Origin of the sequence: Candidatus Tumulicola sp., assembly GCA_036490475.1 — a bacterium.
In the GTDB taxonomy this organism is placed as follows: Bacteria; Vulcanimicrobiota; Vulcanimicrobiia; order Vulcanimicrobiales; family Vulcanimicrobiaceae; genus Tumulicola.
Genome location: DASXDT010000001.1, coordinates 1 through 24,799 on the forward strand (window position 1 = coordinate 1; position 24,799 = coordinate 24,799).

At 60.7% G+C, this 24,799-nt stretch carries 35 protein-coding genes, 1 rRNA gene and 2 pseudogenes; 4 read left to right on the plus strand and 34 right to left on the minus strand.

Annotation, left to right across the window (positions count from 1 at the left end):
• Positions 1 to 852 (minus strand): 16S ribosomal RNA (locus VGF98_00005); the annotation flags it as partial.
• A 344-nt stretch (positions 853 to 1,196) separates the two neighbouring features.
• The gene (gene pruA / locus VGF98_00010) at positions 1,197 to 2,762 is read right to left on the minus strand and encodes an L-glutamate gamma-semialdehyde dehydrogenase (protein HEY1680010.1); all 1,566 of its coding nucleotides are present in this window, start codon (positions 2,760 to 2,762) and stop codon (positions 1,197 to 1,199) included.
• An 87-nt stretch (positions 2,763 to 2,849) separates the two neighbouring features.
• Between pruA and lhgO the strand changes: the two genes are divergently transcribed.
• The 4 genes from lhgO to VGF98_00030 are packed head-to-tail and all read left to right on the plus strand — an operon-like array spanning position 2,850 to position 5,825.
• Complete coding sequence (gene lhgO / locus VGF98_00015) at positions 2,850 to 4,076, plus strand: L-2-hydroxyglutarate oxidase (protein ID HEY1680011.1); 1,227 nt, start codon at positions 2,850 to 2,852, stop codon at positions 4,074 to 4,076.
• Positions 4,073 to 4,462: a hypothetical protein gene (locus VGF98_00020; protein ID HEY1680012.1), complete on the plus strand. Its 390-nt coding sequence runs from the start codon at positions 4,073 to 4,075 to the stop codon at positions 4,460 to 4,462. Before lhgO ends, VGF98_00020 begins: the two co-directional genes overlap by 4 nt.
• Before the next feature lie 15 nt (positions 4,463 to 4,477).
• The gene (locus VGF98_00025) at positions 4,478 to 5,491 is read left to right on the plus strand and encodes a hypothetical protein (protein HEY1680013.1); all 1,014 of its coding nucleotides are present in this window, start codon (positions 4,478 to 4,480) and stop codon (positions 5,489 to 5,491) included.
• A gap of 1 nt (position 5,492) precedes the next feature.
• Positions 5,493 to 5,825: a hypothetical protein gene (locus tag VGF98_00030; GenBank protein HEY1680014.1), complete on the plus strand. Its 333-nt coding sequence runs from the start codon at positions 5,493 to 5,495 to the stop codon at positions 5,823 to 5,825.
• 14 nt (positions 5,826 to 5,839) lie between these two features.
• On the opposite strand, the gene VGF98_00035 is transcribed toward VGF98_00030, so the two are convergent.
• From VGF98_00035 to rplD, 32 genes and pseudogenes are all read right to left on the minus strand, one after another.
• A complete protein-coding gene (locus VGF98_00035) occupies positions 5,840 to 6,208 on the minus strand; it encodes a hypothetical protein (GenBank protein HEY1680015.1) in 369 nt (122 codons plus the stop codon).
• Between the two features lie 10 nt (positions 6,209 to 6,218).
• Positions 6,219 to 6,572, minus strand: coding sequence for a 50S ribosomal protein L17 (gene rplQ / locus VGF98_00040; GenBank protein HEY1680016.1), 354 nt, complete (start codon positions 6,570 to 6,572; stop codon positions 6,219 to 6,221).
• A gap of 12 nt (positions 6,573 to 6,584) precedes the next feature.
• Positions 6,585 to 7,511 carry a DNA-directed RNA polymerase subunit alpha gene (locus VGF98_00045; protein ID HEY1680017.1) on the minus strand — a complete coding sequence of 309 codons (927 nt, stop codon included), beginning with the start codon at positions 7,509 to 7,511 and terminating at the stop codon, positions 6,585 to 6,587.
• 89 nt (positions 7,512 to 7,600) lie between these two features.
• Positions 7,601 to 8,260 (minus strand): 30S ribosomal protein S4, encoded by a 660-nt coding sequence (rpsD, locus tag VGF98_00050; GenBank protein ID HEY1680018.1) that lies wholly within the window; start codon positions 8,258 to 8,260, stop codon positions 7,601 to 7,603.
• Between the two features lie 3 nt (positions 8,261 to 8,263).
• Positions 8,264 to 8,659, minus strand: coding sequence for a 30S ribosomal protein S11 (gene rpsK, locus VGF98_00055; protein HEY1680019.1), 396 nt, complete (start codon positions 8,657 to 8,659; stop codon positions 8,264 to 8,266).
• Between the two features lie 168 nt (positions 8,660 to 8,827).
• Positions 8,828 to 10,123: a copper amine oxidase N-terminal domain-containing protein gene (locus tag VGF98_00060; GenBank protein ID HEY1680020.1), complete on the minus strand. Its 1,296-nt coding sequence runs from the start codon at positions 10,121 to 10,123 to the stop codon at positions 8,828 to 8,830.
• A 104-nt stretch (positions 10,124 to 10,227) separates the two neighbouring features.
• Positions 10,228 to 11,421 (minus strand): MFS transporter, encoded by a 1,194-nt coding sequence (locus tag VGF98_00065; GenBank protein HEY1680021.1) that lies wholly within the window; start codon positions 11,419 to 11,421, stop codon positions 10,228 to 10,230.
• Positions 11,402 to 12,136 (minus strand): NTP transferase domain-containing protein, encoded by a 735-nt coding sequence (locus VGF98_00070; protein ID HEY1680022.1) that lies wholly within the window; start codon positions 12,134 to 12,136, stop codon positions 11,402 to 11,404. The genes VGF98_00065 and VGF98_00070 overlap by 20 nt, the downstream gene beginning before the upstream one ends.
• On the minus strand, positions 12,133 to 13,005 hold the full coding sequence (locus VGF98_00075) for a DUF72 domain-containing protein (GenBank protein HEY1680023.1): 873 nt from the start codon (positions 13,003 to 13,005) through the stop codon (positions 12,133 to 12,135). Before VGF98_00075 ends, VGF98_00070 begins: the two co-directional genes overlap by 4 nt.
• A gap of 24 nt (positions 13,006 to 13,029) precedes the next feature.
• Entirely contained in the window at positions 13,030 to 13,416 is a 387-nt protein-coding gene (gene rpsM / locus VGF98_00080) for a 30S ribosomal protein S13 (GenBank protein HEY1680024.1), read from the minus strand.
• A gap of 11 nt (positions 13,417 to 13,427) precedes the next feature.
• Entirely contained in the window at positions 13,428 to 13,544 is a 117-nt protein-coding gene (gene rpmJ / locus VGF98_00085) for a 50S ribosomal protein L36 (GenBank protein HEY1680025.1), read from the minus strand.
• Between the two features lie 14 nt (positions 13,545 to 13,558).
• The gene (gene map, locus VGF98_00090; protein ID HEY1680026.1) at positions 13,559 to 14,356 is read right to left on the minus strand and encodes a type I methionyl aminopeptidase; all 798 of its coding nucleotides are present in this window, start codon (positions 14,354 to 14,356) and stop codon (positions 13,559 to 13,561) included.
• On the minus strand, positions 14,356 to 14,994 hold the full coding sequence (locus VGF98_00095) for an adenylate kinase (GenBank protein ID HEY1680027.1): 639 nt from the start codon (positions 14,992 to 14,994) through the stop codon (positions 14,356 to 14,358). The genes map and VGF98_00095 overlap by 1 nt, the downstream gene beginning before the upstream one ends.
• Before the next feature lie 13 nt (positions 14,995 to 15,007).
• The gene (gene secY, locus VGF98_00100; protein ID HEY1680028.1) at positions 15,008 to 16,339 is read right to left on the minus strand and encodes a preprotein translocase subunit SecY; all 1,332 of its coding nucleotides are present in this window, start codon (positions 16,337 to 16,339) and stop codon (positions 15,008 to 15,010) included.
• A 1-nt stretch (position 16,340) separates the two neighbouring features.
• Complete coding sequence (gene rplO / locus VGF98_00105; GenBank protein HEY1680029.1) at positions 16,341 to 16,856, minus strand: 50S ribosomal protein L15; 516 nt, start codon at positions 16,854 to 16,856, stop codon at positions 16,341 to 16,343.
• Between the two features lie 21 nt (positions 16,857 to 16,877).
• On the minus strand, positions 16,878 to 17,390 hold the full coding sequence (gene rpsE, locus VGF98_00110) for a 30S ribosomal protein S5 (GenBank protein ID HEY1680030.1): 513 nt from the start codon (positions 17,388 to 17,390) through the stop codon (positions 16,878 to 16,880).
• Positions 17,390 to 17,755: a 50S ribosomal protein L18 gene (gene rplR / locus VGF98_00115; protein HEY1680031.1), complete on the minus strand. Its 366-nt coding sequence runs from the start codon at positions 17,753 to 17,755 to the stop codon at positions 17,390 to 17,392. Before rplR ends, rpsE begins: the two co-directional genes overlap by 1 nt.
• Positions 17,755 to 18,306, minus strand: coding sequence for a 50S ribosomal protein L6 (gene rplF, locus VGF98_00120; protein HEY1680032.1), 552 nt, complete (start codon positions 18,304 to 18,306; stop codon positions 17,755 to 17,757). Before rplF ends, rplR begins: the two co-directional genes overlap by 1 nt.
• Before the next feature lie 36 nt (positions 18,307 to 18,342).
• Positions 18,343 to 18,744, minus strand: a complete 402-nt coding sequence (rpsH, locus tag VGF98_00125) for a 30S ribosomal protein S8 (protein HEY1680033.1) — start codon at positions 18,742 to 18,744, stop codon at positions 18,343 to 18,345.
• Between the two features lie 10 nt (positions 18,745 to 18,754).
• A complete protein-coding gene (locus tag VGF98_00130) occupies positions 18,755 to 18,940 on the minus strand; it encodes a type Z 30S ribosomal protein S14 (GenBank protein HEY1680034.1) in 186 nt (61 codons plus the stop codon).
• The gene (gene rplE / locus VGF98_00135) at positions 18,940 to 19,491 is read right to left on the minus strand and encodes a 50S ribosomal protein L5 (protein ID HEY1680035.1); all 552 of its coding nucleotides are present in this window, start codon (positions 19,489 to 19,491) and stop codon (positions 18,940 to 18,942) included. Before rplE ends, VGF98_00130 begins: the two co-directional genes overlap by 1 nt.
• A 2-nt stretch (positions 19,492 to 19,493) precedes the next feature.
• The gene (rplX, locus tag VGF98_00140; GenBank protein ID HEY1680036.1) at positions 19,494 to 19,853 is read right to left on the minus strand and encodes a 50S ribosomal protein L24; all 360 of its coding nucleotides are present in this window, start codon (positions 19,851 to 19,853) and stop codon (positions 19,494 to 19,496) included.
• Positions 19,854 to 19,858: 5 nt separating this feature from the next.
• The gene (gene rplN, locus VGF98_00145; protein ID HEY1680037.1) at positions 19,859 to 20,236 is read right to left on the minus strand and encodes a 50S ribosomal protein L14; all 378 of its coding nucleotides are present in this window, start codon (positions 20,234 to 20,236) and stop codon (positions 19,859 to 19,861) included.
• Positions 20,233 to 20,487: pseudogene (gene rpsQ, locus VGF98_00150) on the minus strand (30S ribosomal protein S17). The gene rplN and the pseudogene rpsQ overlap by 4 nt, the downstream one beginning before the upstream one ends.
• Before the next feature lie 64 nt (positions 20,488 to 20,551).
• On the minus strand, positions 20,552 to 20,773 hold the full coding sequence (gene rpmC / locus VGF98_00155) for a 50S ribosomal protein L29 (GenBank protein ID HEY1680038.1): 222 nt from the start codon (positions 20,771 to 20,773) through the stop codon (positions 20,552 to 20,554).
• The gene (rplP, locus tag VGF98_00160; GenBank protein HEY1680039.1) at positions 20,770 to 21,189 is read right to left on the minus strand and encodes a 50S ribosomal protein L16; all 420 of its coding nucleotides are present in this window, start codon (positions 21,187 to 21,189) and stop codon (positions 20,770 to 20,772) included. Before rplP ends, rpmC begins: the two co-directional genes overlap by 4 nt.
• Before the next feature lie 389 nt (positions 21,190 to 21,578).
• Positions 21,579 to 22,202, minus strand: a pseudogene (gene rpsC, locus VGF98_00165) (30S ribosomal protein S3).
• Between the two features lie 2 nt (positions 22,203 to 22,204).
• Positions 22,205 to 22,726 (minus strand): 50S ribosomal protein L22, encoded by a 522-nt coding sequence (gene rplV / locus VGF98_00170; GenBank protein HEY1680040.1) that lies wholly within the window; start codon positions 22,724 to 22,726, stop codon positions 22,205 to 22,207.
• On the minus strand, positions 22,726 to 23,001 hold the full coding sequence (gene rpsS, locus VGF98_00175; GenBank protein HEY1680041.1) for a 30S ribosomal protein S19: 276 nt from the start codon (positions 22,999 to 23,001) through the stop codon (positions 22,726 to 22,728). Before rpsS ends, rplV begins: the two co-directional genes overlap by 1 nt.
• Positions 23,002 to 23,829 (minus strand): 50S ribosomal protein L2, encoded by an 828-nt coding sequence (gene rplB, locus VGF98_00180; protein ID HEY1680042.1) that lies wholly within the window; start codon positions 23,827 to 23,829, stop codon positions 23,002 to 23,004.
• 2 nt (positions 23,830 to 23,831) lie between these two features.
• Positions 23,832 to 24,140 (minus strand): 50S ribosomal protein L23, encoded by a 309-nt coding sequence (rplW, locus tag VGF98_00185; GenBank protein ID HEY1680043.1) that lies wholly within the window; start codon positions 24,138 to 24,140, stop codon positions 23,832 to 23,834.
• Positions 24,140 to 24,799, minus strand: coding sequence for a 50S ribosomal protein L4 (gene rplD, locus VGF98_00190; GenBank protein ID HEY1680044.1), 660 nt, complete (start codon positions 24,797 to 24,799; stop codon positions 24,140 to 24,142). The genes rplW and rplD overlap by 1 nt, the downstream gene beginning before the upstream one ends.

The following is a 24,799-nucleotide window of genomic DNA, read 5'->3' on the forward strand; positions in this document are numbered from 1 at the left end:
TCCCCAGGCGGGACACTTATTGTGTTAACTGCGGCACAGATGGAGTCGATACCACCTACACCTAGTGTCCATCGTTTACGGCTAGGACTACCGGGGTATCTAATCCCGTTTGCTCCCCTAGCTTTCGCTCCTCAGTGTCAGAACAACCCCAGATGATCGCCTTCGCCACTGGTGTTCCTCCCGATATCTACGCATTTCACCGCTACACCGGGAATTCCATCATCCTCTGATTGCCTCAAGATCAATAGTATCCACACCGTTCCCCGAGTTGAGCCCGGGTCTTTCTTTGCGGACTTATCGATCCACCTACGAGCGCTTTACGCCCAATGATTCCGGACAACGCTTGCCCCCTACGTCTTACCGCGGCTGCTGGCACGTAGTTAGCCGGGGCTTCCTCCAGGGGTACCGTCAATATCGTCCCCCTCGACAGTGGTTTACGACCCGAAGGCCTTCTTCCCACACGCGGCGTCGCTCCGTCAGGGTTTCCCCCATTGCGGAAAATTCCTCACTGCTGCCTCCCGTAGGAGTCTGGACCGTGTCTCAGTTCCAGTGTGGCTGGTCGCTCTCTCAAGCCAGCTACCCATCGGAGTCTTGGTAGGCCATTACCCCACCAACTAACTAATGGGACGCAGTCCCCTCCTTCAACGGATTACTCCTTTCATCGCCGAGTGATGCCACTCAGAGATCGTATGCGGTATTAGCTAACCTTTCGGCTAGTTATCCCCCATTGAAGGGCAGGTTGACTACGTGTTACTCACCCGTCTGCCACTAAGTATTGCTACTTCGTTCGACTTGCATGTGTTAGGCACGCCGCCAGCGTTAGTCCTGAGCCAGGATCAAACTCTCCATAAAAAATTTTATGGAACCCTTGATCAGGCTCTCAAAATTCGCGTTGCTATTTTCAGGACCGCTTGCGAGGCGATCCACACCCGAAGGTGCTAGCGAAATTGTACGTTCTCGCGACTCAAAGACATTGCCAAATTTGACCTTGTCTTACAGGTCGGAGACCCACAGACTTATTGCGCTGCTGCACTGTTCAGTTTTCAAGGAGCGAACCTAGTCCCGGCCGGCGTTTTCACGCGGATCTCAACGACCGCGAGGGCGGCCGCCGGTTTAAGTCACAAAGGCTATCTTATCGCGCTGGGAGGGGCGTGTCAAGGGCGCGAGCCCGTTATTTTTTCCACGCCCTCGACCACTCAAACCTTGCGAGAGACGGATTTTGCCTGGAGGAACAGCAGCAAGTAATCCGGTCCGCCGGCCTTGCTGTCGGTTCCCGACATGTTGAACCCGCCGAACGGATGAGCGCCGACCATCGCGCCGGTGCTCTTGCGATTGAAGTAGAGATTGCCGACAAAGAAGTCGTCGCGCGCCCTGGCGATCTTCGCCTCGTCGCTGGTGTACAGCGATCCGGTGAGGCCGAACTCGCTGTCGTTGGCGATGCGCAGCGCGTCGTCGAAGTTTTCGGCCTTGATGACCGCGAGAACCGGCCCGAAAATCTCTTCTTGCGCGATGGTACTGTCGGACGCGACGTCCACGATGACCGTGGGCTCGAGGAAAAAGCCTTTGTCGCCGGCTCGCCTGCCGCCGTTCAATACGCGGCCTTCGCTCTTGCCCTTCTCGATGTACTCCGAGATTGTCTTGAGCGCGCCGGCGTTGATCACCGGACCCATGCCGACCGCCTGGTTCTCCGGGTCGCCGACGGTAATCTTGTCCACACGAGCTTTTAGCTTTTCGAGGAACGCGTCGTAGATCGGCGCCTCGATGACGGCGCGCGAACACGCCGAGCACTTCTGACCCTGGAATCCAAAAGCCGACGCGGCCACGCCTTCGACCGCCGCGTCGATGTCGGCGTCGGCGGCGACGATAATGGCGTCCTTACCACCCATCTCGGCGACTACTCGCTTGATCCACTTTTGACCGGGCTGGGGCTTGGCCGCCAGCTCGTTGATATGAAGCCCGACTTCTTTCGATCCGGTGAACGATATAAAACGAATGTTGGGGTTCGACACGATCGCATCGCCGATGACGCCGCCCGAACCCGGAACGAAGTTAACGACACCCGGCGGCAGCCCGGCCTCGTGCAGCAGGTCGACGAACCAGGCAGCCACGATGGCCGAGTCGCTCGACGGCTTGAGCACGACGGTGTTGCCGGTGACGGCAGCCGCCACGGTCATGCCGGCCATGATGGCGGCCGCGAAGTTCCACGGGGGAATGACTGCACCGACGCCCAGCGGGATGTAAATCATCTCGTTGCGCTCGCCTTCGATCGGCACGATGTCGTGCACGCGGTCGTAGCGTAGCGCTTCGCGCGCGTAGAATTCGAGGAAGTCGATCGCCTCGGCCACATCGCCGTCGGCTTCGGGCCAGGTCTTGCCGACTTCGAACACCAGGAGCGCGTCGTACTCGAAGCGCCGCTGGCGTAGCAGCTCGGCGGCCTTCAAAATGATATCGACCCGGTCGCGGACTGGAACGCGCTTCCACGTTTCGAAGGCGCGCTTGGCGGCCTCGATGGCTTCGACCGCCTGCTCTTTCGAAGCGGAGCTCGTCTCGCCGACAATCTGCGAGGGATCCGCCGGGTTCACCGAGGCGATCCGTTTCTCGGTCTCGATCCGCTTGCCGTCGATGACGAGCGGGTAGTGCCGGCCAAAGCGTCTTTTGACGGACGCCAGGGCGGCGGTCATCGCGGCGCGGTCGCCGTCGTCGGTGAAATTCTTTACGGCTTGGTTTTGGAAGGGCTCCAAGCGCTCGAGCGTTGCAGTCATGCTTTTATCCTACCAAAACACGCAAGCTCCGAATATGCCACTTATACGATAGCGGTGCGCCTAGGGGAGAGCGAGAATTACGATACTATGACCTACGACATCGCGATCGTCGGCGGAGGCATCGTCGGCCTCGCGACCGGCCGTGAGCTTCTGCAGCGCCACCCCGGTCTCAAACTCCTGATCCGCGAGAAAGACGATATGCTCGCGAAGCAGCAGACCGGGCATAATAGCGGCGTCATCCATTCCGGCATTTACTACAAGCCGGGTTCGCTCAAAGCCAAGCTGTGTGTCGAAGGTCGCAAAGCGCTCTGGGAATATTGCGCCAAGAAAAATATTCCGTATAAGAATGTCGGCAAGCTCATCGTGGCCACCGAAGAGCGCGAGCTGGCAAACCTCGACGACCTCTATCAGCGCGGCATCGCAAACGGCATCGACGGCCTCGAAGTGATCGACGCTGCCGGCATCGCCGAGCGCGAACCACATTGCCGCGGGATCAAAGCGATTTTCTCGCCGGTCACCGGCATCATCGATTACGGCGTGGTCGCGCGTAGTTACGGCGACGACGTGCGTGTGATGGGCGGCACGATCGAAACCGGTTGCGAAGTGACCGGCATCGACCGCGTCGGCGGCAAGTCGATCGTGCGTTCGAATAAGGGCGACATCGAAGCGACGCACGTGATTACGTGCGGGGGTTTACAATCCGATCGGTTGGCGCAGATGACGGGCGGCAAAGCGGATCCGAAGATCGTGCCGTTCCGCGGCGATTATCTCATTCTCAAACCCGAGAAACGGTATCTGGTCAAGAGTAATATTTATCCGGTGCCGGATCCGGCGTTCCCGTTCTTGGGCGTGCACTTTACGCCCCGCATGAACGGCGACGTGTGGCTCGGGCCCAACGCGGTGTTGGCGTTTGCGCGCGAAGGGTATAAGTTTACGACGATCAATCCGCGCGATCTGGTCGAAACGCTCACCTATCCTGGATTTATCAAGCTTGCCGGAAAGTTTCTTTCGACGGGCTTGGGAGAAATGTACCGCGACGTCAATCGCGCCGCCTACGTACAAGCATTGCAGCGCTACATTCCGGAGTTGACGGTCGACGATACGCTGACCGGTCCGTCGGGCGTGCGCGCGCAAGCGATGACCGCCGACGGTTCGATGGTCGACGACTTCGTATTCGACGGCGACGCCGGCGTCGTACACGTGCGCAATGCACCGTCGCCCGCGGCAACATCGTCGCTTGCGATCGGACGATTCATCGCCGACGACGCCGACCAGCGTTTCGAACTCAATCGCTCGGTAACGGCTGTTTCATGATTGCGACGCGACCGCGCACCTACGCCAGCGCGCACATTGGCGGCGTTTCGTTCGCGGCCTATCTTCTCGGCATGGGTTTGGCGGGCGCACCGCTCCTCGTAGCGCACGCGCTGCTCGCATTACTCATCGTGATCGCCGGCGCCGCCGTCGTTTCGTTCCGTCCGTCCACGCTCGGAATGTTTCTGCTCGGGTTCTTCGGCGTGATCGTCACCGCGTACGTGCAACATGCCGACGGGTATCTCTTAGGCACGGCTGTGGTCGCGCTTGGGCTCGGCGGCCTCTCGGCAGCGTCGTACGGCCGGCGGTTAGCGCCGCTGTTAATTGCGGTTGTCGGCGCTGCTATCGGTTGCGGTTTATATTTCCTCGGCGTCCCCTCGGGATACTAGTACACAAAACGCGCCATGAGCGAGAGTAAGCATCTGGAGATCGAACGCGGTCTAACCGATGATTTCTCCATTCCATCTGGCATTCAACGTATCTCATTTGATGAACGGCTCCCACAAGATGATTTGGAAAAGCTCGGAAACGAGCTTTATCACCGCCCCGAGATCGCTGTAGCGGCATGCTTCCGCCATGTGAGCCTCCGTAGCAAACGCACCTTAGAGCCAATCACCGATCTCGAATTTCTGAGGTACTTTCCAAACATCCGCAACTTATATATCGACCTTTGGGAGCTGATCGATATCTCTGGGCTACGCTACATCCGATCACTAGAATCGTTTTCGCTAGGCGAGACGAAAACAAAGCGTCATTCGCTCCGTTTCTTAGAGATGTTTCCGAACATTCGGGAGCTATCGCTCGAGGGGCACGTAAAGGGGATCGACGCGATCCGGAGCTTACAGAAGCTCGAATGCCTTCGTCTGCGATGTGTCACATTGCCGGACACTAGCATACTCGAGCCGTTACAAGACTTGCGGACGCTCGAACTTGTACTCGGCGGGACGGTTCGGCTACAAGGTTTGTGCAAACTTTCCAAGTTGCGACATCTCGAATTGACGATGATACGAAAACTTGATGACGTGAACGTAATCGGCGAACTAAGAAACGTAGAAACCTTGCATCTGCAGGGGCTGCGTAATGTAACCGAACTTCCGTCCCTTCGTAACCTGACTCGATTGCGATCCGTGTATCTCGAAACGATGAAAGGCCTACAACATATCCGAGGTGTTGCCGAGGCCCCATCGCTGCAAAAGCTGATCCTTATCGACATGACCAAAGTTGATCCAACGTCGCTTCGCTGCTTGGTCGGACATCCGACTCTTCGGGAATTTAGAGGCGGCTTGGGTTCGATCAAGCGCAACGCCTATGCGGAAGCCCTACTGGATCTAGAGCCTCAGGTTTGGCTTCCGCCTGGTGTACGAGAGAAAGCGGTGCTACAGATTGCGATCGAAGACGCGAAGCGCATGATGAACTGACGTGAAGACGCTGATCAAAACGTTGCTCGGGCTCCTTCTACTCGCCGGCGGGGTTGCTCTCGGCACGTTTGTGGAGCGCGCCACGGCGGTTCGGGAGACTCCGTCCGATGCGGTTCGGCAGCTCGCGAGTTTTCATCGATGCCTTACCGTTATTCCGGCCGTGCTACACGGCTCGTTGCACAGCTTGCACTTACAGACCGCCAAGCAACGAGCGATCTTCGTTTTCGAACTCGAGGGAAGTTGCGCGAAGACGACGCTGCACGGTTTCGAATCGACGGACATCACGAAGCTCACCGGCTACCGCTTCGTGGCCGGAAACGATCTAACGAAATAGGTCGTTGTGCGAAATTAGGCCGGGCGTTTGACGTGCACGCCGACGGCGATGCCGGCCGAACCCAAAACGATGTTGAGCAACACGCCAAATGCCGCGACTCCGTAAAACGATGCGTCAGAAACGCCGGGGCCCCGACCGCCAGGGCCAATCAGCGCGGCCAGGTAACCGCCGAGAAACACTTCGACGAGCGCTGCGAGGATGATTGGGATAAGGGCCAGCCAGCTTTGCATAAAGCGCCCGGCCAGGATACCCGCGAACACGTAGAGCACCGACGACAGTAAAACAAACTGCCCGTAATCGACAGACGTCGCCTTGGCGAAACTCGCCGCGACGACGTCAAAGAGAACCATGACCACCGAGAACAACAGGGCCAGGCGAAGCATGGCCCTTGTCTTATTTCACCAGTTCGATGAGCGACAACTCGGCGGCGTCGCCGTGACGAACGCGCGTCTTGGTGATGCGCGTGTATCCGCCGGTGCGGCCTTTGAGGGCCGGCGCGATTTGTTCGACGAGTTTCTTGACGACCGCCGGTTCGGTAATGAACTCGGCGACGTTGCGGCGTGCGGCCAGATCGCCGGCCATCGCTGCGGTGATCAAACGCTCGATGACGGGGCTGATCTCCTTAGCCTTAGTGGAGGTCGTTTCCATCTTCTCGTGCTTGAAGAACGACGTCGCGAGATTGCGCAGCAGCGCCTTGCGGTGGCCGTCGGTGCGGGAGAGACGCTTATAGGCGATCTGGTGCGGCATAACGTTTACTCGCTACGACTGGCGCAGCGATAATCCCCTCTCTGCGAGTACGTCCTTAATTTCATCGAGCGACTTCTTGCCGAAGTTGCGCATCTTCATGATCTCGTCTTCGGTGAGATCCAGCAGCTCGGACACCTTCGAGATACCCGCGCGCTTGAGACAGTTGAACGAACGAACCGACAGGTTGAGCGTTTCGACCGGAACGTCCCATTCGTTGGGCGGCGTTTCGGGGAGCGGCTCCGAGCGGTGCGTGAAGCTCGAGAACAGGTCGAGCTGATCTTGCATGATCTGCGAGGCTTTGGCTAATGCATCGTCGGGCGAGATCGAACCGTTGGTTTCGATTTCGATCGTCAAGCGGTCGAAATCGACGCTCTGACCGACGCGCGTGTCGTCGACCGAAAAGTTCACCTTGCGAATCGGCGAGAAAATCGAGTCGAGCGGAATCAATCCGATCATGTGCTCGATGTTGCGCTGACGGTCGGCCATAACGTAGCCGCGTCCCATCTCGACGCCGATTTCCATCGACAGACGCGCGTCCTTAGCGGACAGCGTAGCCAAATGATATTTCGGGTCGAGCACTTCGACGTCGGCATCGGCCGTGATGTCGGCCGCGGTGACTTCGCGCGCCCCGCTCGCGTTCAGGCTCAGCACCTTGGGTTCGTCGGTGTTCAAACGCACCGGCAAGCCCTTGAGGTTGAGCATCAAGGCGATCGTATCTTCGACCATCCCGGGAATCGTCGAGAACTCGTGCAGCACGCCGTCGATCTTCATGTACGTAACGGCGGCGCCGGGAATCGAGCTGAGCAGAATGCGGCGCAGCACGTTGCCGAGCGTGATACCGAAGCCGCGTTCGAGCGGCTCGATGATAAACTTTGCGTAGTTTTCACGACGCTCGCGCACTTCGATGGTCGCGCCCGCGGGCGTTTCCAACATAGTCATGGGTGTTTGTGATCCTTTGTGACCGCTTACGTTATCCGCCGCGGGCTCCGGCCCGCGACGATCGTACGCCTAGCGGCGGGTTGAGGTTATTATCGCGAGTAGTACTCGACGATGAGTTGTTCGTCGACCGGCGTGTCGATTTGCTCGCGCGACGGTAGTTGGACAATTTTGCCGGCTTTATCCGGATCGTTCCAATCCAGCCATTCGGGCGGGCGGCGGCCGGCCGCGACTTCGAGATTCGAAGCGAACACGGGCGACTTCACGCTGCGCTCGCCGATCGTGATGACATCGCCGGGCTTGACGATGAACGACGGAATGTTGACGATCCGGCCGTTCACGCGGAAGTGGCGATGGGTAACCAGTTGGCGCGCTTGCGCGCGGCTACCGGCCAAGTTCAAACGATACACGACGTTATCGAGACGGCGTTCCAGCAGCGACAGGAACGAGCGGCCGGTCTGACCCGGAACGCGCGCGGCCTCGCGAAAATACCGTTCGAACTGCGTCTCGTGCACGCCGTAGTAGCGACGCATCTTCTGCTTCTCGCGCAATTGCCGTCCGTATTCGGACGTTTTATTGCGGGACTTGTTTCCCGTGGTCTTCTGACCGGGCGCGGTTCCGCGGCGCTCAACGGCGCACTTTTTGGAGAGACAGCGATCGCCTTTGAGAAAAAGTTTGATCTTTTCGCCCGTACGGCTCGCAGCTGTTTCGCGGCGGCACAAACGACAAACTGGGCCGGTATAACGCGACATCGATTATACCCGTCGCCGCTTCGGCGGACGGCAACCGTTGTGCGGAATCGGCGTAACGTCTTTAATCATCGTGATCTCTAGGCCGGTGGCCTGAAGCGAACGGATGGCGGCCTCGCGACCGGAGCCCGGGCCTTTGACCATCACGTCGGTCGATTTCATGCCGTGGTCCATCGCCTTGCGCGCGGCAGCCTCGGCAGCCATCTGTGCGGCGAACGGCGTCGACTTCTTGGAGCCCTTGAAGCCCAAGTTGCCGGCCGAAGCCCACGAGACCACATTGCCGTGCGGGTCGCTGATTGTCACGATCGTATTGTTAAACGACGCGTGGACGTGCGTCACGCCCGACTGAACGTTCTTGATCTCGCGCTTGCGCCGAGTCTTGGTCTGCTTCTTAGCTGCCAACCGAAATCTCCGATGTTCCGTAGTTTGGGCGTGAAAGAATGCCCGGCGCCGAAATCGACGCCACAAGCCGTGATTTTACCGCATGGCCGCCGGAAGCGCAAGTACGGAAATGGAAAGAGCCCACGCCTTTCGGCGAGGGCCCTTCCGCTTGTGAGGTCTTCGGACGGTCTAGAACTTGATGCCCAGACCGGCGAAGGGACCGTTGTCCGTGATACTGGACGGGGCGTTGTTGCGGCCCGTCAAGTCGTTACCCATCCAACCGAGATCGATGAAGATCGGGCTCTTCCCAATCACATAGTCTAGGCCGACCTGGTATTTGTACATGTTGTACGACAACTGGGTCGAGGGGATGATCACGTTCGAGTAGTTGCCCGAGATGCTCGGGTAGTACCAGAAGCTGCCGAAGAACGACAGAGCCTGGTTGAGGTCCGGCAGCTTTTCGATGCCGAAGCCCACACCGTTCATGTTCGGGTAACCGTAGTTGGTGGAACGCCACAGGTAGCCCACGCCAATGTAGACGCGCGGATTGAGAACGCGGATGGCCAAACGGGCATCAACGTCGGTATCGCGAGCCGTGAAGGCGGGGACGTACGTGCTGTATCCGCCACCGATGCCGGTGACGAAGCATTCCTGGCTGGGGACGGCGGCGACCGAGCTGTTCGATCCGCAGTTATGCGGATAACCGTACTGCTCGAACGAGCCTTCGACCATCCAGGGAATGTTCAGCGCGCTGAACTCGAACGCGCCGCGGACCGCGTACGAGCTCGTTCCGGTGTTGCCCGGGCTGAACTCGTTGTAGACCTTCGGCGAGATGATGTAGTCGCCCGCGACAAACAAGTCGTGGTAGGGCGTCTGCACCGGTGCCGGGGTCGGCGTGGGCGGCGGCGGGGGCGGCGGTGCGCTGGGCGGAGCAGGCGGCGGCGTGGCCGGCAAATACCGGACGACGACGACGTGTTGATCCGGGACCCATTGCACGTAGGCTCCCATGCCTTCCGAAATTACGCGGACGGGCACGAGAACGTTGCCTTGATAGATGATCGGCGGGACGTCCAGGGGACGCGATTCGCCGTTGATCATGACTTCCGGCTTACCGACGGTCACTTTGACTTCGGAGCCGGGTTTCGAAACGGTCGCCGTCTTGGTTCCGGCGTCGTACGACACCGTGGCACCCATTTGCTCGAACATCGAGCGTAACGGGATCAAAAGCGTGCCGCCCTTTACCAGCGCCGCGAGAACGCGACCCTGCTTGAGAACGTCAGGCTTCGAATAGACGTGATGATCGTTATAGAGAATCGGAACTGAACCTGACGGCGGAGTTCCGAAGTTCGCGGCGGGCGTTCCCGCGTCTTGAGCGACGCTGTTGCCAGTGTTTCCAGTCGACGCTTGGGACGGGGAGGCCACCGCGTTGAGACCACACGATGCTGCTATCAGCAACGCGAAGACTCCGGTGCTCAGTCGTTTCACTAATGCCTCCTTAGGTTTTGCGTGCTCGACCGGTCCAATCCGATCGAGCCAACATGCTTGGGCCACCTAGCGCAGACCAAGCACGTACTCTCGCACAATAGTGCTTATTCCCCAACGGCGCTACGAGATAAACGCCATAGCCACGCAATTCCAAGCGAAGTTTCACCTGCGGCTAATATGAAGGCCAAGCGGGGGCCAAGCGCTTGGTCCCCTCCGCCCCACCGGGCTAGAACGGCCGTTGTGAGCGCCGGGGCGACGATTTGCGGCAAAATAATGGCTAGGTTCCACAGCCCCATAGTGGTAGCGAGCGCTCCCGGGGGCAGAATTCGGCAGGCGATGGCCCAGTCGGCGACGAGAAACACGCCCCAGCCGAGGCCCGCCAGCAAGGTGGCGGCGATGGCGACGAACGGATTGGGGATCAGGGCGAAGACGATGAGCGCCGCCATCACGACGACCCCGCCGATGGTCGCGACGAGTCGTTTGTCGGCCCGGTCGCTGGGACGCGCGGCAAGTGCGGCGCCGGCCGTTCCGATCGCCGTGAACGAAAGAATGAGAACGCCGGTAAACTGGCGCGCATGCACGGCCGGCATATGCAACGTTCCCACCACGTAGAATAACAAATAACCTAGCAGCGTATAGAACCCGACGTAAATCAATGCGCGCGAAATAAACAAGTTGCCGAACGCGCGAGTAATTTTAAGCCGTTCTTGTGGCAGCGGCGGCGGCAGCGCGAGCCCGCGAACGTGCGCGCTGGTGACGGCGTCGGATCCTAACAGCATCGCGATCAACACGCCCGACAGCACCCTCGCATCGGAGATGTACGCCGCACACACCGCGCCAACCGCGTTGCCGGCACTCTGTAACGCCGCCATCCACGACGACGCGACGCCGAAGCGAGCGCGCGGCATCGCATCGGGAATGATCGCTTGATACGGACCGATCGCAACGTTCAGCGCGGCCTGCACGCAGACGTACGCGATCGTGAGCGCCGCGAAGTTCGAAGCACCATAAAACGCGGCAAGCGCGATCGCTCCAACGACTGCGCCGCCAACGTAAAACTCGATGCGACGGCTGCCGTGTCGACGGCGTGCGTCGGACCACGGGCCGACGACGATCTGCACGATTGCCGCGACCACCGCGCCGACCGTCGCCAACCGCCCGTAGGCAAGCAGGGGCTGCGAGGTAGCCAGTTCGAGGCTCCGTGACTGCAGCGAAATCCCGAGCAGCGCCCCCCACACCGCCTGCATGCCGAACCACAGCAGTCCGAGACGCGGTGCGCTAGGCTCGTTGGCACGCATAGCGATACTCCTCTGCGGTGTCCGCGTCGTACGCCAGTTCCGGTGCGCAGTCGCGCACGCCGCTGGCCGGAAAGCCGACGATGCGCCGTGCAACGCTTTCTATATCGCTCACGCTTAAACGCCCGAGTGCAAACTTTAGCAGCGCGGGCGGACGGATCATGCCGACCATCTTCCATGGCGCCTTGCGCGCCTCGAACATTTTAATTGCGTAGTCCACGAGAACCGGCGCGCTGCCGGCCGGCAATACGAACACCCCGCCGTTGACAACGCGTTCGCCGTTCAGTTTGATACCGAAAGCCGGTCCGTCGGGAAAGCGCCGCACGAACGTGTCGTGCTCGCTCAACGCCACCGCGATGGCTCCAAGCGGAACGCGCGTGACGAACTCCGAAACGGCGTCGCCGTCGACGTAGGGCATGTCGCTGGTTGCATACAGCAGCCGTTCTCCATCTTCCGGCCACGCGTTCAACGCGAGCCGCACGTTGTCGATCCCGGTAACGCCTTCATCGACGAAACGTTCGACGCGGTCCGCACACGCTTGACGCACCGCAGGTCCGCCGATCACTGCGATGCGGTCCACGCCCGCGTCGCGCAACGCATCGAGAACGCGATCCAGCATGGTCGCGCCGCGCACCGGCGCCAACGCTTTGATATCGGTTCCCGCTAACTCCGCGTAGGCGGCGTCCACCCGACCGCCGGTGGTGACGACGGCCTTCACGCGTCCAGATCTGCGAACAGACCGAGCTGCCGTTTGGCCTTTGGCGGCGGAGCGGGCGGCGGATGCGCGACGACCGTCGCGGCCGCGTCGCCGTAGCGATCGTCGAGAAGCATTTCAATGGCTTCGGCATTTGTGGCCGCACGCCCGGCCGCATGGTTGTTGAAAAACACGAACGTGTCGCTCGCCTGTGCTTCGATCTCAGCGATGCGGTCGGTCCACGGTACCAGTTCTTCGACGGTGTATTCGTAGGCATAGCGCGTGACGTTGGTCCCGCGCCACCACTGCGCGCTGTTGCGACCGTGAAAGCGAACGTAGCCGACGGGCGACGTCACATCGGACGAGGGCGTCAACAGTCCCTCGAGCTTCGGCATATCGACGTTCGAGAAACCGGCGCCGGCAGCGCGCAACAGTTCGATGGTTTCGGACGATTGCCACGCCGCATTGCGGAACTCGACCACGACCGGCAGCTCTTCGAACGCGCCGATCACGCGTTTAAGATACGTGACGGTCTCGCGTTCGGGTTTGAATCCATGCGGGAATTGTGCCAGAACGCAGGCCAGCTTTCCGGATTCGACGAGCGGCGCGAGATTGTCGCGCATGAGCGCAGCATCGTCGTGCATCTGCGACCGGTCGCGCGGATGGGTCACGGTTTGCGGCAGCTTGAAACTAAAACGAAACGCAGACGGGGTGTGGGCGTTCATCCCCGCAACCGTCGTCCGCGCCGGAACGCCGTAATAACTGGAATCGATCTCGACGGCCGCAAACCGCCGGCTGTACAACGCGAGCATGTCGCGCCCTTTGGTTCCGTCCGGATAGAACGGACCGATCCAGTCCCGGTACGAGAACCCGCAGGTGCCGACGTAGATCAACGCGCGTCACATGCGGGTGCGGGACTACTTCTTGGTCGCGACCTTCTTCTTGCCGGCGACGGTGCGTTTGGGACCCTTGCGCGTACGCGCATTGGTCTTGGTACGCTGGCCGCGAACCGGCAGTCCGCGGCGATGCCGCGTGCCGCGATAGCAGCCGATGTCCATCAGACGCTTGATGTTGCCTTGCACTTCGCGGCGAAGGTCGCCCTCGACGCGCAATTGCAGCCCGTCGATCGCATCGCGCAGGCGTTTTTCATCGTCCTCGCTCAAGTTCTTGACCCGAATGTTCGGATCGATGCCGGAGCGGTCGAGCAAACGCTTCGACGTCGTCGGTCCGATGCCGTAGATGTAGGTCAACGCGATTTCGATGCGCTTTTCGCGCGGCAGATCGATGCCTGCAATACGAGCCATGGATTATCCCCTTACCCCTGAACCTGCTTGTGCTTGGGGTTGACGTCGCAAATCACCCGCACTTTGCCGTGGCGGCGGATGACTTTACATTTTTCACAAATTCGCTTAACGCTGGGTCGTACTTTCATGTCTTGCTTTCTATCTATACTGCTGTGGCGAGACGGTAGCGTTCGAGCTCCGAATCCTCGCCATATTCGCGCAGGGTCAGGACCTTCGGACCGTCGTCCGTGACGGCGATCGTATGTTCGAAGTGCGCTGCGAGTTTACCATCCTGCGTGACAACTGTCCAGCCGTCACGCTGCACGTTGACCCGGTAGCCACCCTCGGTGATCATCGGTTCGATGGCCAAAACCAGTCCGCGACGCATGACCATGCCGGTGCCGCGCTTACCGTAATTGGGCACTTGCGGCTCCTCGTGCATCTCGCGGCCGACGCCATGCCCAACAAGTTCGCGGACCACGCCATAGCCGTTTTTCTCGGCGTGCGCCTGCACCGCGGCTCCGATGTCGCCGAGATGATTTCCGTCGCGCATCTGCTCGATTCCGATCGTCAGACACTCGCGCGTGACCTCGAGCAGCCGCCGGGCCGCCTCCGAAATCGTCCCGATGGCTACCGTGACGGCGGTGTCGCTGACGTAGCCCTCCAGCGTCGAGCCGATGTCGATCGACAGCAAATCGCCATCGCCGAGTACGCGGTCGCCGGGAATTCCGTGCACGACTTCTTCGTTGACGGATGCACAGATCGAGCCGCTAAAACCGTGATAACCCTTGAACGTCGGCACCGCGCCCTGCGCGCGAATACCGCGCTCGGCCATCGCATCGAGCTCGCCGGTGGTCATGCCGGGGCGCACCGACTGCATCAGCTCGGTCAGCACGCCGGCGGTTACCTTGCCGCTGCGATGCATCAGTTCGATCTCGCGTCCGGACTTGAGCGCTACCATTACGTCCCCGGCGCCCCGATCGCGGCGAGCAGTTGGCGCGTGACCTCGTCGACTGCAGCAAGCGCGTCGACGTCAACGAGTTTTCCCCCGCGGCGATAATACTCGATCAGCGGTCGCGTCTGCTCGTCGTAGACATCGAGCCGCTTGCCGACCGTTTCGGCCTTGTCGTCCTCGCGTTGCACCAACGGGGTGCCATCGTCGTCGTCGATGCCGGCAATACGCGGTGGATTGGTGACCGCGTTATAGGTGCGGCCGTTGCGCGGGTTCGACCAGCGCGCGCTAAGACGTGCGATCAACGTGGCGCGATCGGCGTCGAACAGCACGACCGCGTCGAGCGGCCAACCCTTCTCGGCCAAGAACGTGTCGAATGCTTCGGCTTGCGCGACGGTACGCGGAAATCCATCCATCACGAATCCCGACGGTAAGTTCGCCAGTTCGGCGCCGACCATGTCGATGATGACCCGATCGGGCACGAGTGCGCCGCTCGTCATATAGGATTCGGCCAGTCGTCCCAGCTCGGTTCCGTTGGCGCGCTGCTCGCGCAGAATGTCGCCGGTCGAGATCTGCTTGGCTCCGAAGCGCTGGTCGAGAACGCGCGCTTGCGTACCCTTACCGGCTCCCGGCGGACCAAGAAACACTAGCCGCAAGAATTTATTTCTTGATGAAGCCGCGGTAATCGCGCATCGCCAGGCGTGCTTCGATTTGCGTGATGGTATCCAGCGCCACGCCGACGACGATCAGCAGCGACGTCGAACCGAGATAAAACGTCGTTACCGACAGGCCGCGCTGGAGCGCTCCGGGGAGCACGGCCAGCAAGCCGAGGTAGATGGCGGATGCGGTCGTGATGCGGACTAGGATCTTGTTGAGGTAATCCACCGTCGGCTGTCCCGGACGAATGCCCGGAATGAAGGCGCCGGTCTTCTTAAGGTTGTCGGCCACGTCGCGCGTGTTGAGCACGACCGAGCTATAGAAGAACGTGAAGATCACGACCAGCAAGAAGTAGACGATGTTGTACAGCAGGCCGTTGGGCGAGAAGTACAGATTGAGCAGCTGCGAGATGGCCGGCGGATTGCTCGGTAGCGAGATCGGTCCGAACAGATGGAAGTAGGTCGCCGGCGTATTGCCGTGCGCGAACCACGACAGTGCCTGCTGCGGCAGCAACAGGATCGAGATCGCGAAAATGATCGAGATGACGCCTGCGTTGTTGAGGCGCAGCGGAATGTAGGTAGAACGTCCGGCGAACATCTTGCGGCCGACGGTACGGCGGGCTTGCTGCACGGGCACGCGCCGCTGACCCTGGTATAGGAAGATGATCGAAACGATCACGATCAAGGCGGTCAATATATACAAGACGATGTTAAGCACCGATTCGGCGCCCTGTGTCGTGGACGTCAGCGTCTGCGTGACGTAGGTCGGGAAGCGCAGCACGATGCCGATGAAAATGATCAGCGAAACGCCGTTGCCGATACCCTTGTCCGTCATTTGCTCGCCGAGCCACATCAAGAACAACGTGCCGGCCACCATCGCGATAATGGCGTACAGTAAAAACCAGATGCTAGTATCGTAAAAGACGTGCGAGCGCTCCATGGCGTTGGCCATGAACGTAGCCTGCATGGCGGCCAGCACGATGGTCAGCCAGCGAGTGTATTGGCTGATCTTTTTGCGGCCTTCTTCGCCGCCTTTTTTGGCCAGCTCTTCGAGTTGCGGCAAGACGACCGTCATCAACTGCATGATGATCGACGCGTTGATGTAGGGCGTGATGCCCATCGCGATAACCGACAACTTCTGCAGCGCGCCGCCCGACAGGAAGCCGAGCAAGTTGTAGAACGCGCCGCTCTGCAACACACTCTGCCACTGCGCTTGGTTAACGTTGGGCAGCTGCACGTGGATCATGAAGACGAACCACGCGAAGCCGAACAGCACGAACAGAAGCCGCTTCCGGATCTCTGGGACGAGAACGGCAGCGCGAAGATTATCGAACAAGTTAGATGTTCTCGATGATCGTTGCGCCGGCAGCCGTCAAGGCGTCACGCGCGCTCTGCGAAAACACGACGTGGCGGAAACGCAATCCGGCCGGCAGATCGTGCCCCGGCCTGGCTTCGCCCAAAATTTTCACGCCGTCACGAAGCGACGCAAGGACGCCATGCTTTTTGAGTGATTCAGGCGTGACTTCGATCGATGTATCCCAGCCCGACAAGCGATGCAAATTGACGACCGCAAGACGCGTCCGGAAATGTCCGATATCGCGCGCCTTTTGGGAGTAACCGCGGTTGTGCGGTAAGCGCCGCTGCCACGGTGTCTGCCCGCCCTCGAAGGCCGGACCCTTGCCGCCGCCCGAGCGAACGGTTTGACCCTTGCCGCCTTCGCCGCCGGTTTTGACCATGCCGGAACCGTGGCCGCGACCGATGCGCTGACGCTTCGGGCGGCTACCAGGCGCCGGAACGAGCGCGCCGAGTTTGAGTGGACCGGCCGAGGCCGTCGTCGTGGTTTCGTCTGCCATCGTATTCGTTCTCGTCTGCCGTTAGGCGGCGAAGATTTCCTTAACCGTCTTGCCACGCAGCGATGCGACGCGTTCGGCGGTCCGCAAGGACCGGAGCGCCTCGACCGTCGCCATGACGACGTTGATCGGATTGGTGGTTCCCAAGCATTTGGTCAGAATGTCGTGAATGCCGGCCAGTTCGAGCACGGCGCGCATCGAACCGCCGGCGATAACGCCGGTGCCGGGAGCGGCTGGTTTGATCATGACGCGTGCGGCGCCTACCTGCATAAATACTTCGTGCGGAATCGTTTTTTCGACCATCGGGACGGTGACCAGGCTCTTCTTGGCCTGCTCGACCCCTTTACGGATTGCGTCCGGAACCTCGCCGGCCTTACCGATCGCGAAGCCGACCTTACCGCGACGATCGCCGACGACGACCAGCGCGCTAAAGCTAAAGCGCTTACCACCCTTGACGACCTTCGCAACGCGATTCACGCGCACGACCGTTTCTTCGAATCCGCTGTTGTCGCGCTCGCGACCGCCACGATACTGCATTAAAAGTTCAACCCCGCTTCTCGCGCCGCATCCGCAAGCGCGCGTACCCGTCCGTGATAACGATTGCCGCCGCGGTCGAAGACCACGTCGGAGATGCCGGCTTCTTTGGCCTTAGCGGCGATCGCCGATCCGACCGCTTTGGCCGCCTCGACGTTGGTCTTCGATTCCAAACTTTCGCCGACCGGTTTTTGCACGGTCGAGACCGCAGCGAGCGTGACGCCGCGCGAATCGTCGACCAGCGTTGCGTAGATATGGTGCAGCGTGCGCTGCACGAACAACCGCGGACGCTCTTGCGTACCGGTAACCTTCTTGCGCAAGCGCTCGTGGCGCGCGCGACGCGAAACCGCTTTGGAAGCTTGCGCCATTACTTCTTGCCAGCCTTTCCGGCTTTACCGAGTTTCTTACGCACGACTTCGCCCGCGTACCGGATGCCTTTGCCCTTGTACGGCTCGGGCGGACGCAGATTACGGATGTCGGCTGCGGCTTGTCCGACGGCTTGCTTATCGATGCCGTCGACGTGCACGCGGTTCGTGCCCTCGACACTCAAGACGATACCGGCCGGCGGCTCGAATGTTACCGGGTGCGAGTAGCCCAAATTGAAATTCAACCGGTCGCCGGCCTTCGAAACGCGGTAACCGACGCCCTGAATCTCCAGGCTCTTACGAAAGCCCTTGCTCACGCCCTCAACCATATTGGCGATGAGCGTGCGCGTGAGCCCGTGCGAGCTGCGGTACGGTTTCGAATCGCCCTTGCGCTCGACCGTCAACGTTCCGTCGGACAGCTTGACGTCGACCAATTGCGGTGCGATCGCCTGGCTCAGCTGGCCCTTCGGACCTTTGACGCTGACGGTGCTCTCGGCGACCGTAACGTCGACGCCGGCGGGAACCGCGACCGGCAACTTTCCTATGCGTGACATTCTATCGTTCTCTCTCTTGCATCGTTCTAAAGCGGACTACCAGACGTAGGCTATGACCTCGCCGCCGACGCCAACTTTTTTGGCGCGTTTGCCGGACATGATGCCCTGCGGCGTCGAGATGATGACCAGACCCAAACCGCCCAGCACGCGCGGAATCTCCGACTTGCCGGTGTAGACCCGCAACCCCGGGCGCGAAATGCGGCGAAGGCCGTTGATGACTTTTTCTTTTTCCGGCCCGTACTTGAGCTGGATGCGGATGAGGCCTTGCGGACCCTCCGTCACGCGCTCGAAACTGACGATGAAGCCTTCATCGACGAGAATCTGCGCGATCGCCTGTTTGGGGCGCGAGGCCGGAATATCGACCGTCTTGTGGTTGGCCATATTCGCATTGCGAATGCGCGTCAACATATCGGCGATGGGATCGGTTACTGCGGACATGCCTTCCCCCTTACCACGACGCCTTGGTCACGCCAGGAACGACGCCTTTGTGCGCGTTCTCACGGAAGCAGATGCGGCACATAGCAAAGCGACGCAAGTAGCCGCGCGGGCGCCCGCAGATGCGGCAACGATTGTAATCGCGCACCCCGAACTTGGACCCACGCTGCTGCTTGACTATCATGCTCGTTTTCGCCATTAACCGCGTCCCTTCTGTAGCGGAAGACCCATCGCCGTAAGAAACTCCGACGCTTCTTCGTCGTTCTTGGCCGTCGTAACGATCGTGATATCCATCCCGCGCGTCTTGTCGACTTTGTCGTAGTTGATTTCTGGAAACACGAGCTGCTCTCGCAACCCTAAGTTGTAGTTGCCGCGTCCGTCGAACGACTTCGTCGGCAAGCCCCGGAAGTCGCGGATACGCGGCAGCACGACGTTGAACAGCTTGTCCAGGAACACGTACATGCGCTCGCCGCGCAGCGTGACCTTGGCTCCGATGTTCATGCCTTCGCGTAGCTTGAACGCCGCGATCGACTTGCGTGCCTTGGTGACGATCGGCTTTTGGCCGGAGATCGCCGTCAGTTCCGAAACCGCCGCATCGAGCGACTTGGGGTTAGCAATCGCCTCACCCACGCTCATGTTGATGACGACCTTCGAGAACTTCGGAATCTCGTGGACGTTAGCATAGCCGAAGCGCTCTTGCAGCTGTTCGCGCACGCGTCCTTGATAGGTTTCCCGCAAACGATTCGCCACGCTTACGCTCCCTTCGCCGATTCGCGCGCGGGCTCGCCGCAGCGCGCGCAAACGCGTTGCGAACCGCCCGTCGGCGACTGCTGATGGCGCAGGCGCGTCGGCAGTTTGCACTTCTCACAGACGTATTGCAGAGCCGACAACGGAAGCGGCGCTTCTTTCTCGACGATGCCGCCTGTCTGCGAGCCGCCCATGTTGCCGGACGTACGCTCTTGTTTGGTGTGCCGCTTGATCACGTTCAGACCTTCGATCGTCGCGGTTCCGTGGTCGACTTGCACCGCCTTGACGGTTCCGCGATGACCGCGTTCTTTGCCGCGACGGATCATCACCGTGTCGCCCTTTAAAATATTCGGTTTGGCTGCCATAACGCTTATAACACCTCCGGCGCCAGCGATGCGATCTTTAAGAAGCCGCGGTCGCGCAGTTCGCGCATGACCGGGCCGAAGACGCGCGTGCCGCGCGGATCCAGATTGTCTTTGTCTCCCTTAATAATCACGCAAGCGTTGTCGTCGCTGCGTACGACCGAACCGTCGGCACGCCGGATCGGCGCACTCGTGCGGACGACGACGGCTTTGACGACTTGACCCTTCTTGACGGCCGCACCCGGAATGGCGCTCTTCACCGTTCCGACGACGATGTCGCCGACGTGTGCGTACGAGTGCCGGCTGCCGCCGGAAATGTGAATCACCAGCAGTTCGCGTGCGCCGGAGTTATCGGCCACCTTGAGCCGCGTTTCTTGTTGGATCACTTCGCTCGCTCCACGATTTCGACCAACCGCCAGCGCTTGTCGCGCGATAACGGACGGCATTCCATAATACGAACCACGTCGCCGATGTTGGCTTCGTTGCGCTCGTCGTGTGCCTTGAAGCGCGACGACTTGCGAACGATCTTGCCGTAGGTGCGATGCGGCACGCGCGTTTCGGACACGACGACGATCGTCTTGTCCATCTTATTGGACGCGACGCGACCTTGCTTGACGCGCCGCGACGCGCGTTCCGTCGCGTCCGTCGCGTCGACGGCCGGCGTTTCGACGACCGGCGTCTCGACGACCGGCGTCTCGACGTTATGCTGCTCCATGCTGCTCCTCGGCAATCCGCTTTTCGGAAATCACGGTCTGAATGCGTGCGTAGGTACGGCGGATGGCACGAACCTTGCTGAAATCCGTGAGATGCCCGGTACGCAGCGCAAAGCGCAGCGTAAACATCTCGTTCTTGGTGTCGCGCGCTTTCTGCTCGAGCTCTTTAATGCTCAGCGAACGCCACTCGTCGAGATCGGTTTTTATCATGCGGTGACCTCCTCGCGGGCGACGATCTTGGTATCGATGGGCAACTTGGCGGCGGCGCGTTTCAGCGCTTCGCGAGCGACTTCCGGCGCAACGCCGGAAAGCTCGAACAGCACGCGTCCGGGACGCACCACGGCTACCCAGAACTCCGGATTACCTTTGCCGGCGCCCATGCGGACTTCGGCGGGCTTTTTGGTGACCGGCTTATCCGGAAACACTTTGATCCACACTTTGCCGCCACGTTTGATGTGGCGCGTCATGGCGATACGAGCCGCTTCGATCTGCCGGCTGGTCATCCAACACGGTTCCATCGCTTGCAATCCGAAATCGCCGAACGTCAGCGTGCTCCCGCGAATCGCGCGCCCGGTCATGCGTCCGCGATGCACCTTGCGCCATTTGACGCGTTTGGGGGTCAGCATTACTCTTCGGTGACCTCCGGTTGCGCGGGTGCGGGTGCAGCCTCAGCTTGCGGCGCGGGCGCGGTTTCGACGTGCGGCGCGGGTGCGGCTTCGACGTGCGGTGCGGGTGCGGCTTCGACGTGCGGCGCGGGCGTCGACTCGACGACTGCGGCTAACCGATCGACGATCGCTTCGGGCGCGCTTTCGTTCGGCAGCGCGGCTTCGGTAAGCGCTTGCGCCTCGGACTCATGTGCCGGACGAGAGATCGGCGGCTGATGCGGCGGCGCTCCAACCGCTTGCGGAGCACGCTCGCCACTACGGCCGCGGCCGCGGCCACCCCGTTCGCGACGTTCGCGGAACCCGCCGCGGTCGGCACGATCGCGAACATTGGCATCCGGGCGCGGCTGATCGGGCAGCACTTCGCCGCGATACACCCACACTTTGACGCCGATGCGGCCGAACGTGGTAAATGCTTCGACGGTCGCGTAATCGATGTCGGCGCGCAGCGTGTGCAGCGGCACCTTGCCATCGGAGTTGCGCTCGGTACGCGCGATTTCGGCACCGCCGAGGCGGCCCGAGACTTGTACTTTGACGCCGCGCGCGCCGGCCTTCATGGTTCGCATGATGGCTTGCTTCATAGCGCGACGGAACGCGATGCGTTTCTCGAGTTGATCGACGATGTTCTGGCCGACCAGACGCGCATCGAGCTCGGGATGCTTGATTTCCACGACGTTCACCTGAACGTTCTTGCCGGTCAGACGCTCGAGGCTCTTGCGGATGTCCTCGATACCGACGCCGCGCTTGCCGATGATGATACCGGGCTTGGCGGTGTTGATGAGAACGCGCACCTGATTGGTACGCCGCTCGATCTCAACTTTGCTAATTGCGGCCGAGCGCATCCAGCGGTTGAGATACTTGCGAATCGCGACGTCTTCGTGCAACCAATCGATGTAGTGGCGCTTCTCGAACCACCGGCTGTCCCACGTCCGCGTGATGCCCAGCCGCAATCCGACCGGGTGAATTTTTTGACCCATGCTTACTCCGTAGCTCCGGCAGCAGCTGCTGCAACCGGCGCGGTCGCGCGTTTGCGCGAAGATTTCTTGCGGCCCGCTTCGGCGGCCGGACGGCGAACGATGCGGCGTGCGCTCTGTACCGAGGCACCGGCGCGTTTGCGCGGCGGCTTGGCCGGCGGCTGTTCGCTCACCATGACGGTAACGTGCGACAGACGCTTACGCTTGAAGTACGCACGGCCTTGTGCGCGCGGATCCAGTCGCTTGGTGAAGCGTCCGCCGGGACCGCCGTCGACCGTAATGCGCGTGATGTACAGCTCGTCGGCATTCATGTCGTGATTGTTGCCGGCGTTGGCGACGGCGCTGCGAACCAACTTGCCGATCGGTTCGGCGGCGTAGACGTCGGCAAACTTCAACAGCGCGAGGGCTTCACGCACGCTCTTACCGCGAATGGCATCGGCCACGCGGCGCAGTTTACGCGGTCCCATGCGCACGAAGCGCAGATGCGCGACGGCGTTGGTCGTAGGAAGCGGATGTGCGGCACTCATTATTTCACCGTCGCTTTATCGCCGCCATGTCCGCGGAAATGACGCGTCGGCGAAAACTCGCCAAGCTTGTGGCCAACCATATTCTCGGTGACGTAGACCGGAATATGCATCTTGCCGTTGTGCACGCCGATCGTATGCCCGACCATGGCCGGAACGATCGTCGAAGCGCGGCTCCACGTTTTCACGACGCGCTTGTCGCGCGTTTCGTTGAGCTGATCGATTTTCTTGATCAGATGCTCGGCCACGAACGGGCCCTTTTTGAGACTGCGGCTCATTTACTTCGAACCCCGTTTGCGAACGATCATCTTGGTCGTGCGCTTGTTACGGCGCGTCTTTTTGCCCATCGTCATCTGGCCCCACGGCGTGGTCGGCGGACGGCCCGAGGTCGAACGCGCCTCACCACCACCATGCGGGTGATCGACTGGATTCATGGCGATACCGCGAACGCTCGGGCGTTTGCCCAAATGGCGTTGACGGCCGGCTTTACCGATGACTTGATTTTCGTGCTCGATGTTGCCGAGTTGACCGATGGTTGCGCGGCAATCGATGTGGATGCGGCGCACTTCGCCGGACGGCATACGCACTTGCGAGTACGTGCCTTCTTTTGCCATCAACTGGGCCGAAACGCCGGCCGAACGAACGAGCTTGCCGCCCTCGCCCGAACGCAGCTCGATGTTGTGGATGACGGTACCGACCGGAATGTTCTTGATCGGCAGGCAGTTGCCGATTTTGATGTCGGCGCCGGTGCCCGACTCGATCGGATCGCCGACCTTGAGGCCGAGCGGCGCAAGGATGTAACGCTTCTCGCCGTCGCGATAGTTGACCAACGCAATACGGCACGAACGATTCGGGTCGTATTCGATCGTCGCGACTTTGGCGGGAATCCCGTCCTTGGTACGCTTGAAATCGATAATACGATACCGGCGTCGCGCTCCGCCGCCTTTGTGGCGAACGGTGATGCGTCCGTTATTGTTGCGTCCGGCGTTCTTCTTGCCGGCTTCCAGCAGCGACTTTTCGGGTTCGACCTTCGACAGATCCGAAAAATCCATCGTGGTGATGAACCGGCGGCCGGGAGATGTCGGGCGATATTTCTTTACTGGCATGTTTATTGCTCGAAGTAGTTGACGCCGGCCAGTTCGATTTTTTGTCCGGCCTTGAGGGTGACGACGGCTTTTTTGAAGTCGCTCTGCTTGCCATGCGTTTTCACGCCGCGCTTGGCGAAGTTGCGCGATTTACCGCGAACGTTCACGGTGTTGACCTTGGTCACGTTCACGCTGAAGATCGACTCGATCGCATGACGGATCTGCGTCTTAGTCGCGTGCGGGTTCACGACGAACGTGTACTGATTGAGTAGCGCATCGGCCATCGCTTTTTCGGTGATGCGCGGAGAAACGATGACGTCGCGGGCGTCCACTAGCGGGCTCCTTCGGCAGCGTCGAGCCGGGCGACAACCGCGTCGTATGCGCCGGTCGTGAAGATAATGCGGTCGTAGCGCAACACGTCTTTAACATCGAGCGCTCCATCGTCGGTGACGGCGACTCGCCCAAGATTGCGCGTGACCCGCTCGAGCAGCGGACGAATTTCCTCGCCTTGTCCGCATACGACGAGGGTTTTGGGGCCGGTCTTCGCGGCCTTGACGTTGCCGAACAGCAGCGCCGCGCACGCGGCCGTCTTGTCGATCGCGAATCCCGCGGTATCGAGCAAGGTGATGGCATCGTTGCGGAAGCGATCGGATAGGGCGGCCATGAACGCGAGGCGGCGTTCCTTTTTATTGAGCGACTCCGAATAGCTGCGGGGCTTGGGGCCGAACACGACGCCGCCGTGGCGCCATTGCGGCGAGCGGATCGAACCCTGGCGGGCACGACCGGTTCCCTTTTGCTTATACGGTTTGCGGCCACCGCCCGAGACTTCGTCGCGACGCTTGGTCGAGGCAAGGCCGGCGCGAGCGTTCGCCATCTCGCGATGAACGGCCCGGAACACGACCGGAGCGGCCAACGCGTAATCGCGGAGCAATAACTCGGGGGCCGCGACCTCGCGTACGGTGGCGCCTTTGGAATCGATAACGTTTGGCAT

Excerpts from the sequence above, each read along its gene's own strand:
- pruA (HEY1680010.1), bottom strand. The coding sequence starts at position 2,762 with ATGACTGCAACGCTCGAGCGCTTGGAGCCCTTCCAAAACCAAGCCGTA.
- lhgO (HEY1680011.1), top strand. The coding sequence starts at position 2,850 with ATGACCTACGACATCGCGATCGTCGGCGGAGGCATCGTCGGCCTCGCG.
- VGF98_00020 (HEY1680012.1), top strand. The coding sequence starts at position 4,073 with ATGATTGCGACGCGACCGCGCACCTACGCCAGCGCGCACATTGGCGGC.
- VGF98_00025 (HEY1680013.1), top strand. The coding sequence starts at position 4,478 with ATGAGCGAGAGTAAGCATCTGGAGATCGAACGCGGTCTAACCGATGAT.
- VGF98_00035 (HEY1680015.1), bottom strand. The coding sequence starts at position 6,208 with ATGCTTCGCCTGGCCCTGTTGTTCTCGGTGGTCATGGTTCTCTTTGAC.
- rplQ (HEY1680016.1), bottom strand. The coding sequence starts at position 6,572 with ATGCCGCACCAGATCGCCTATAAGCGTCTCTCCCGCACCGACGGCCAC.
- VGF98_00045 (HEY1680017.1), bottom strand. The coding sequence starts at position 7,511 with ATGACTATGTTGGAAACGCCCGCGGGCGCGACCATCGAAGTGCGCGAG.
- rpsD (HEY1680018.1), bottom strand. The coding sequence starts at position 8,260 with ATGTCGCGTTATACCGGCCCAGTTTGTCGTTTGTGCCGCCGCGAAACA.
- VGF98_00065 (HEY1680021.1), bottom strand. The coding sequence starts at position 11,421 with ATGCGTGCCAACGAGCCTAGCGCACCGCGTCTCGGACTGCTGTGGTTC.
- rpsM (HEY1680024.1), bottom strand. The coding sequence starts at position 13,416 with ATGGCTCGTATTGCAGGCATCGATCTGCCGCGCGAAAAGCGCATCGAA.
- rpmJ (HEY1680025.1), bottom strand. The coding sequence starts at position 13,544 with ATGAAAGTACGACCCAGCGTTAAGCGAATTTGTGAAAAATGTAAAGTC.
- map (HEY1680026.1), bottom strand. The coding sequence starts at position 14,356 with ATGGTAGCGCTCAAGTCCGGACGCGAGATCGAACTGATGCATCGCAGC.
- rplO (HEY1680029.1), bottom strand. The coding sequence starts at position 16,856 with ATGGCAGACGAAACCACGACGACGGCCTCGGCCGGTCCACTCAAACTC.
- rpsE (HEY1680030.1), bottom strand. The coding sequence starts at position 17,390 with ATGCAGTATCGTGGCGGTCGCGAGCGCGACAACAGCGGATTCGAAGAA.
- rplR (HEY1680031.1), bottom strand. The coding sequence starts at position 17,755 with ATGGCGCAAGCTTCCAAAGCGGTTTCGCGTCGCGCGCGCCACGAGCGC.
- rplF (HEY1680032.1), bottom strand. The coding sequence starts at position 18,306 with ATGTCACGCATAGGAAAGTTGCCGGTCGCGGTTCCCGCCGGCGTCGAC.
- rpsH (HEY1680033.1), bottom strand. The coding sequence starts at position 18,744 with ATGTCCGCAGTAACCGATCCCATCGCCGATATGTTGACGCGCATTCGC.
- VGF98_00130 (HEY1680034.1), bottom strand. The coding sequence starts at position 18,940 with ATGGCGAAAACGAGCATGATAGTCAAGCAGCAGCGTGGGTCCAAGTTC.
- rplX (HEY1680036.1), bottom strand. The coding sequence starts at position 19,853 with ATGGCAGCCAAACCGAATATTTTAAAGGGCGACACGGTGATGATCCGT.
- rpmC (HEY1680038.1), bottom strand. The coding sequence starts at position 20,773 with ATGATAAAAACCGATCTCGACGAGTGGCGTTCGCTGAGCATTAAAGAG.
- rplP (HEY1680039.1), bottom strand. The coding sequence starts at position 21,189 with ATGCTGACCCCCAAACGCGTCAAATGGCGCAAGGTGCATCGCGGACGC.
- rplV (HEY1680040.1), bottom strand. The coding sequence starts at position 22,726 with ATGAGTGCCGCACATCCGCTTCCTACGACCAACGCCGTCGCGCATCTG.
- rpsS (HEY1680041.1), bottom strand. The coding sequence starts at position 23,001 with ATGAGCCGCAGTCTCAAAAAGGGCCCGTTCGTGGCCGAGCATCTGATC.
- rplB (HEY1680042.1), bottom strand. The coding sequence starts at position 23,829 with ATGCCAGTAAAGAAATATCGCCCGACATCTCCCGGCCGCCGGTTCATC.
- rplD (HEY1680044.1), bottom strand. The coding sequence starts at position 24,799 with ATGCCAAACGTTATCGATTCCAAAGGCGCCACCGTACGCGAGGTCGCG.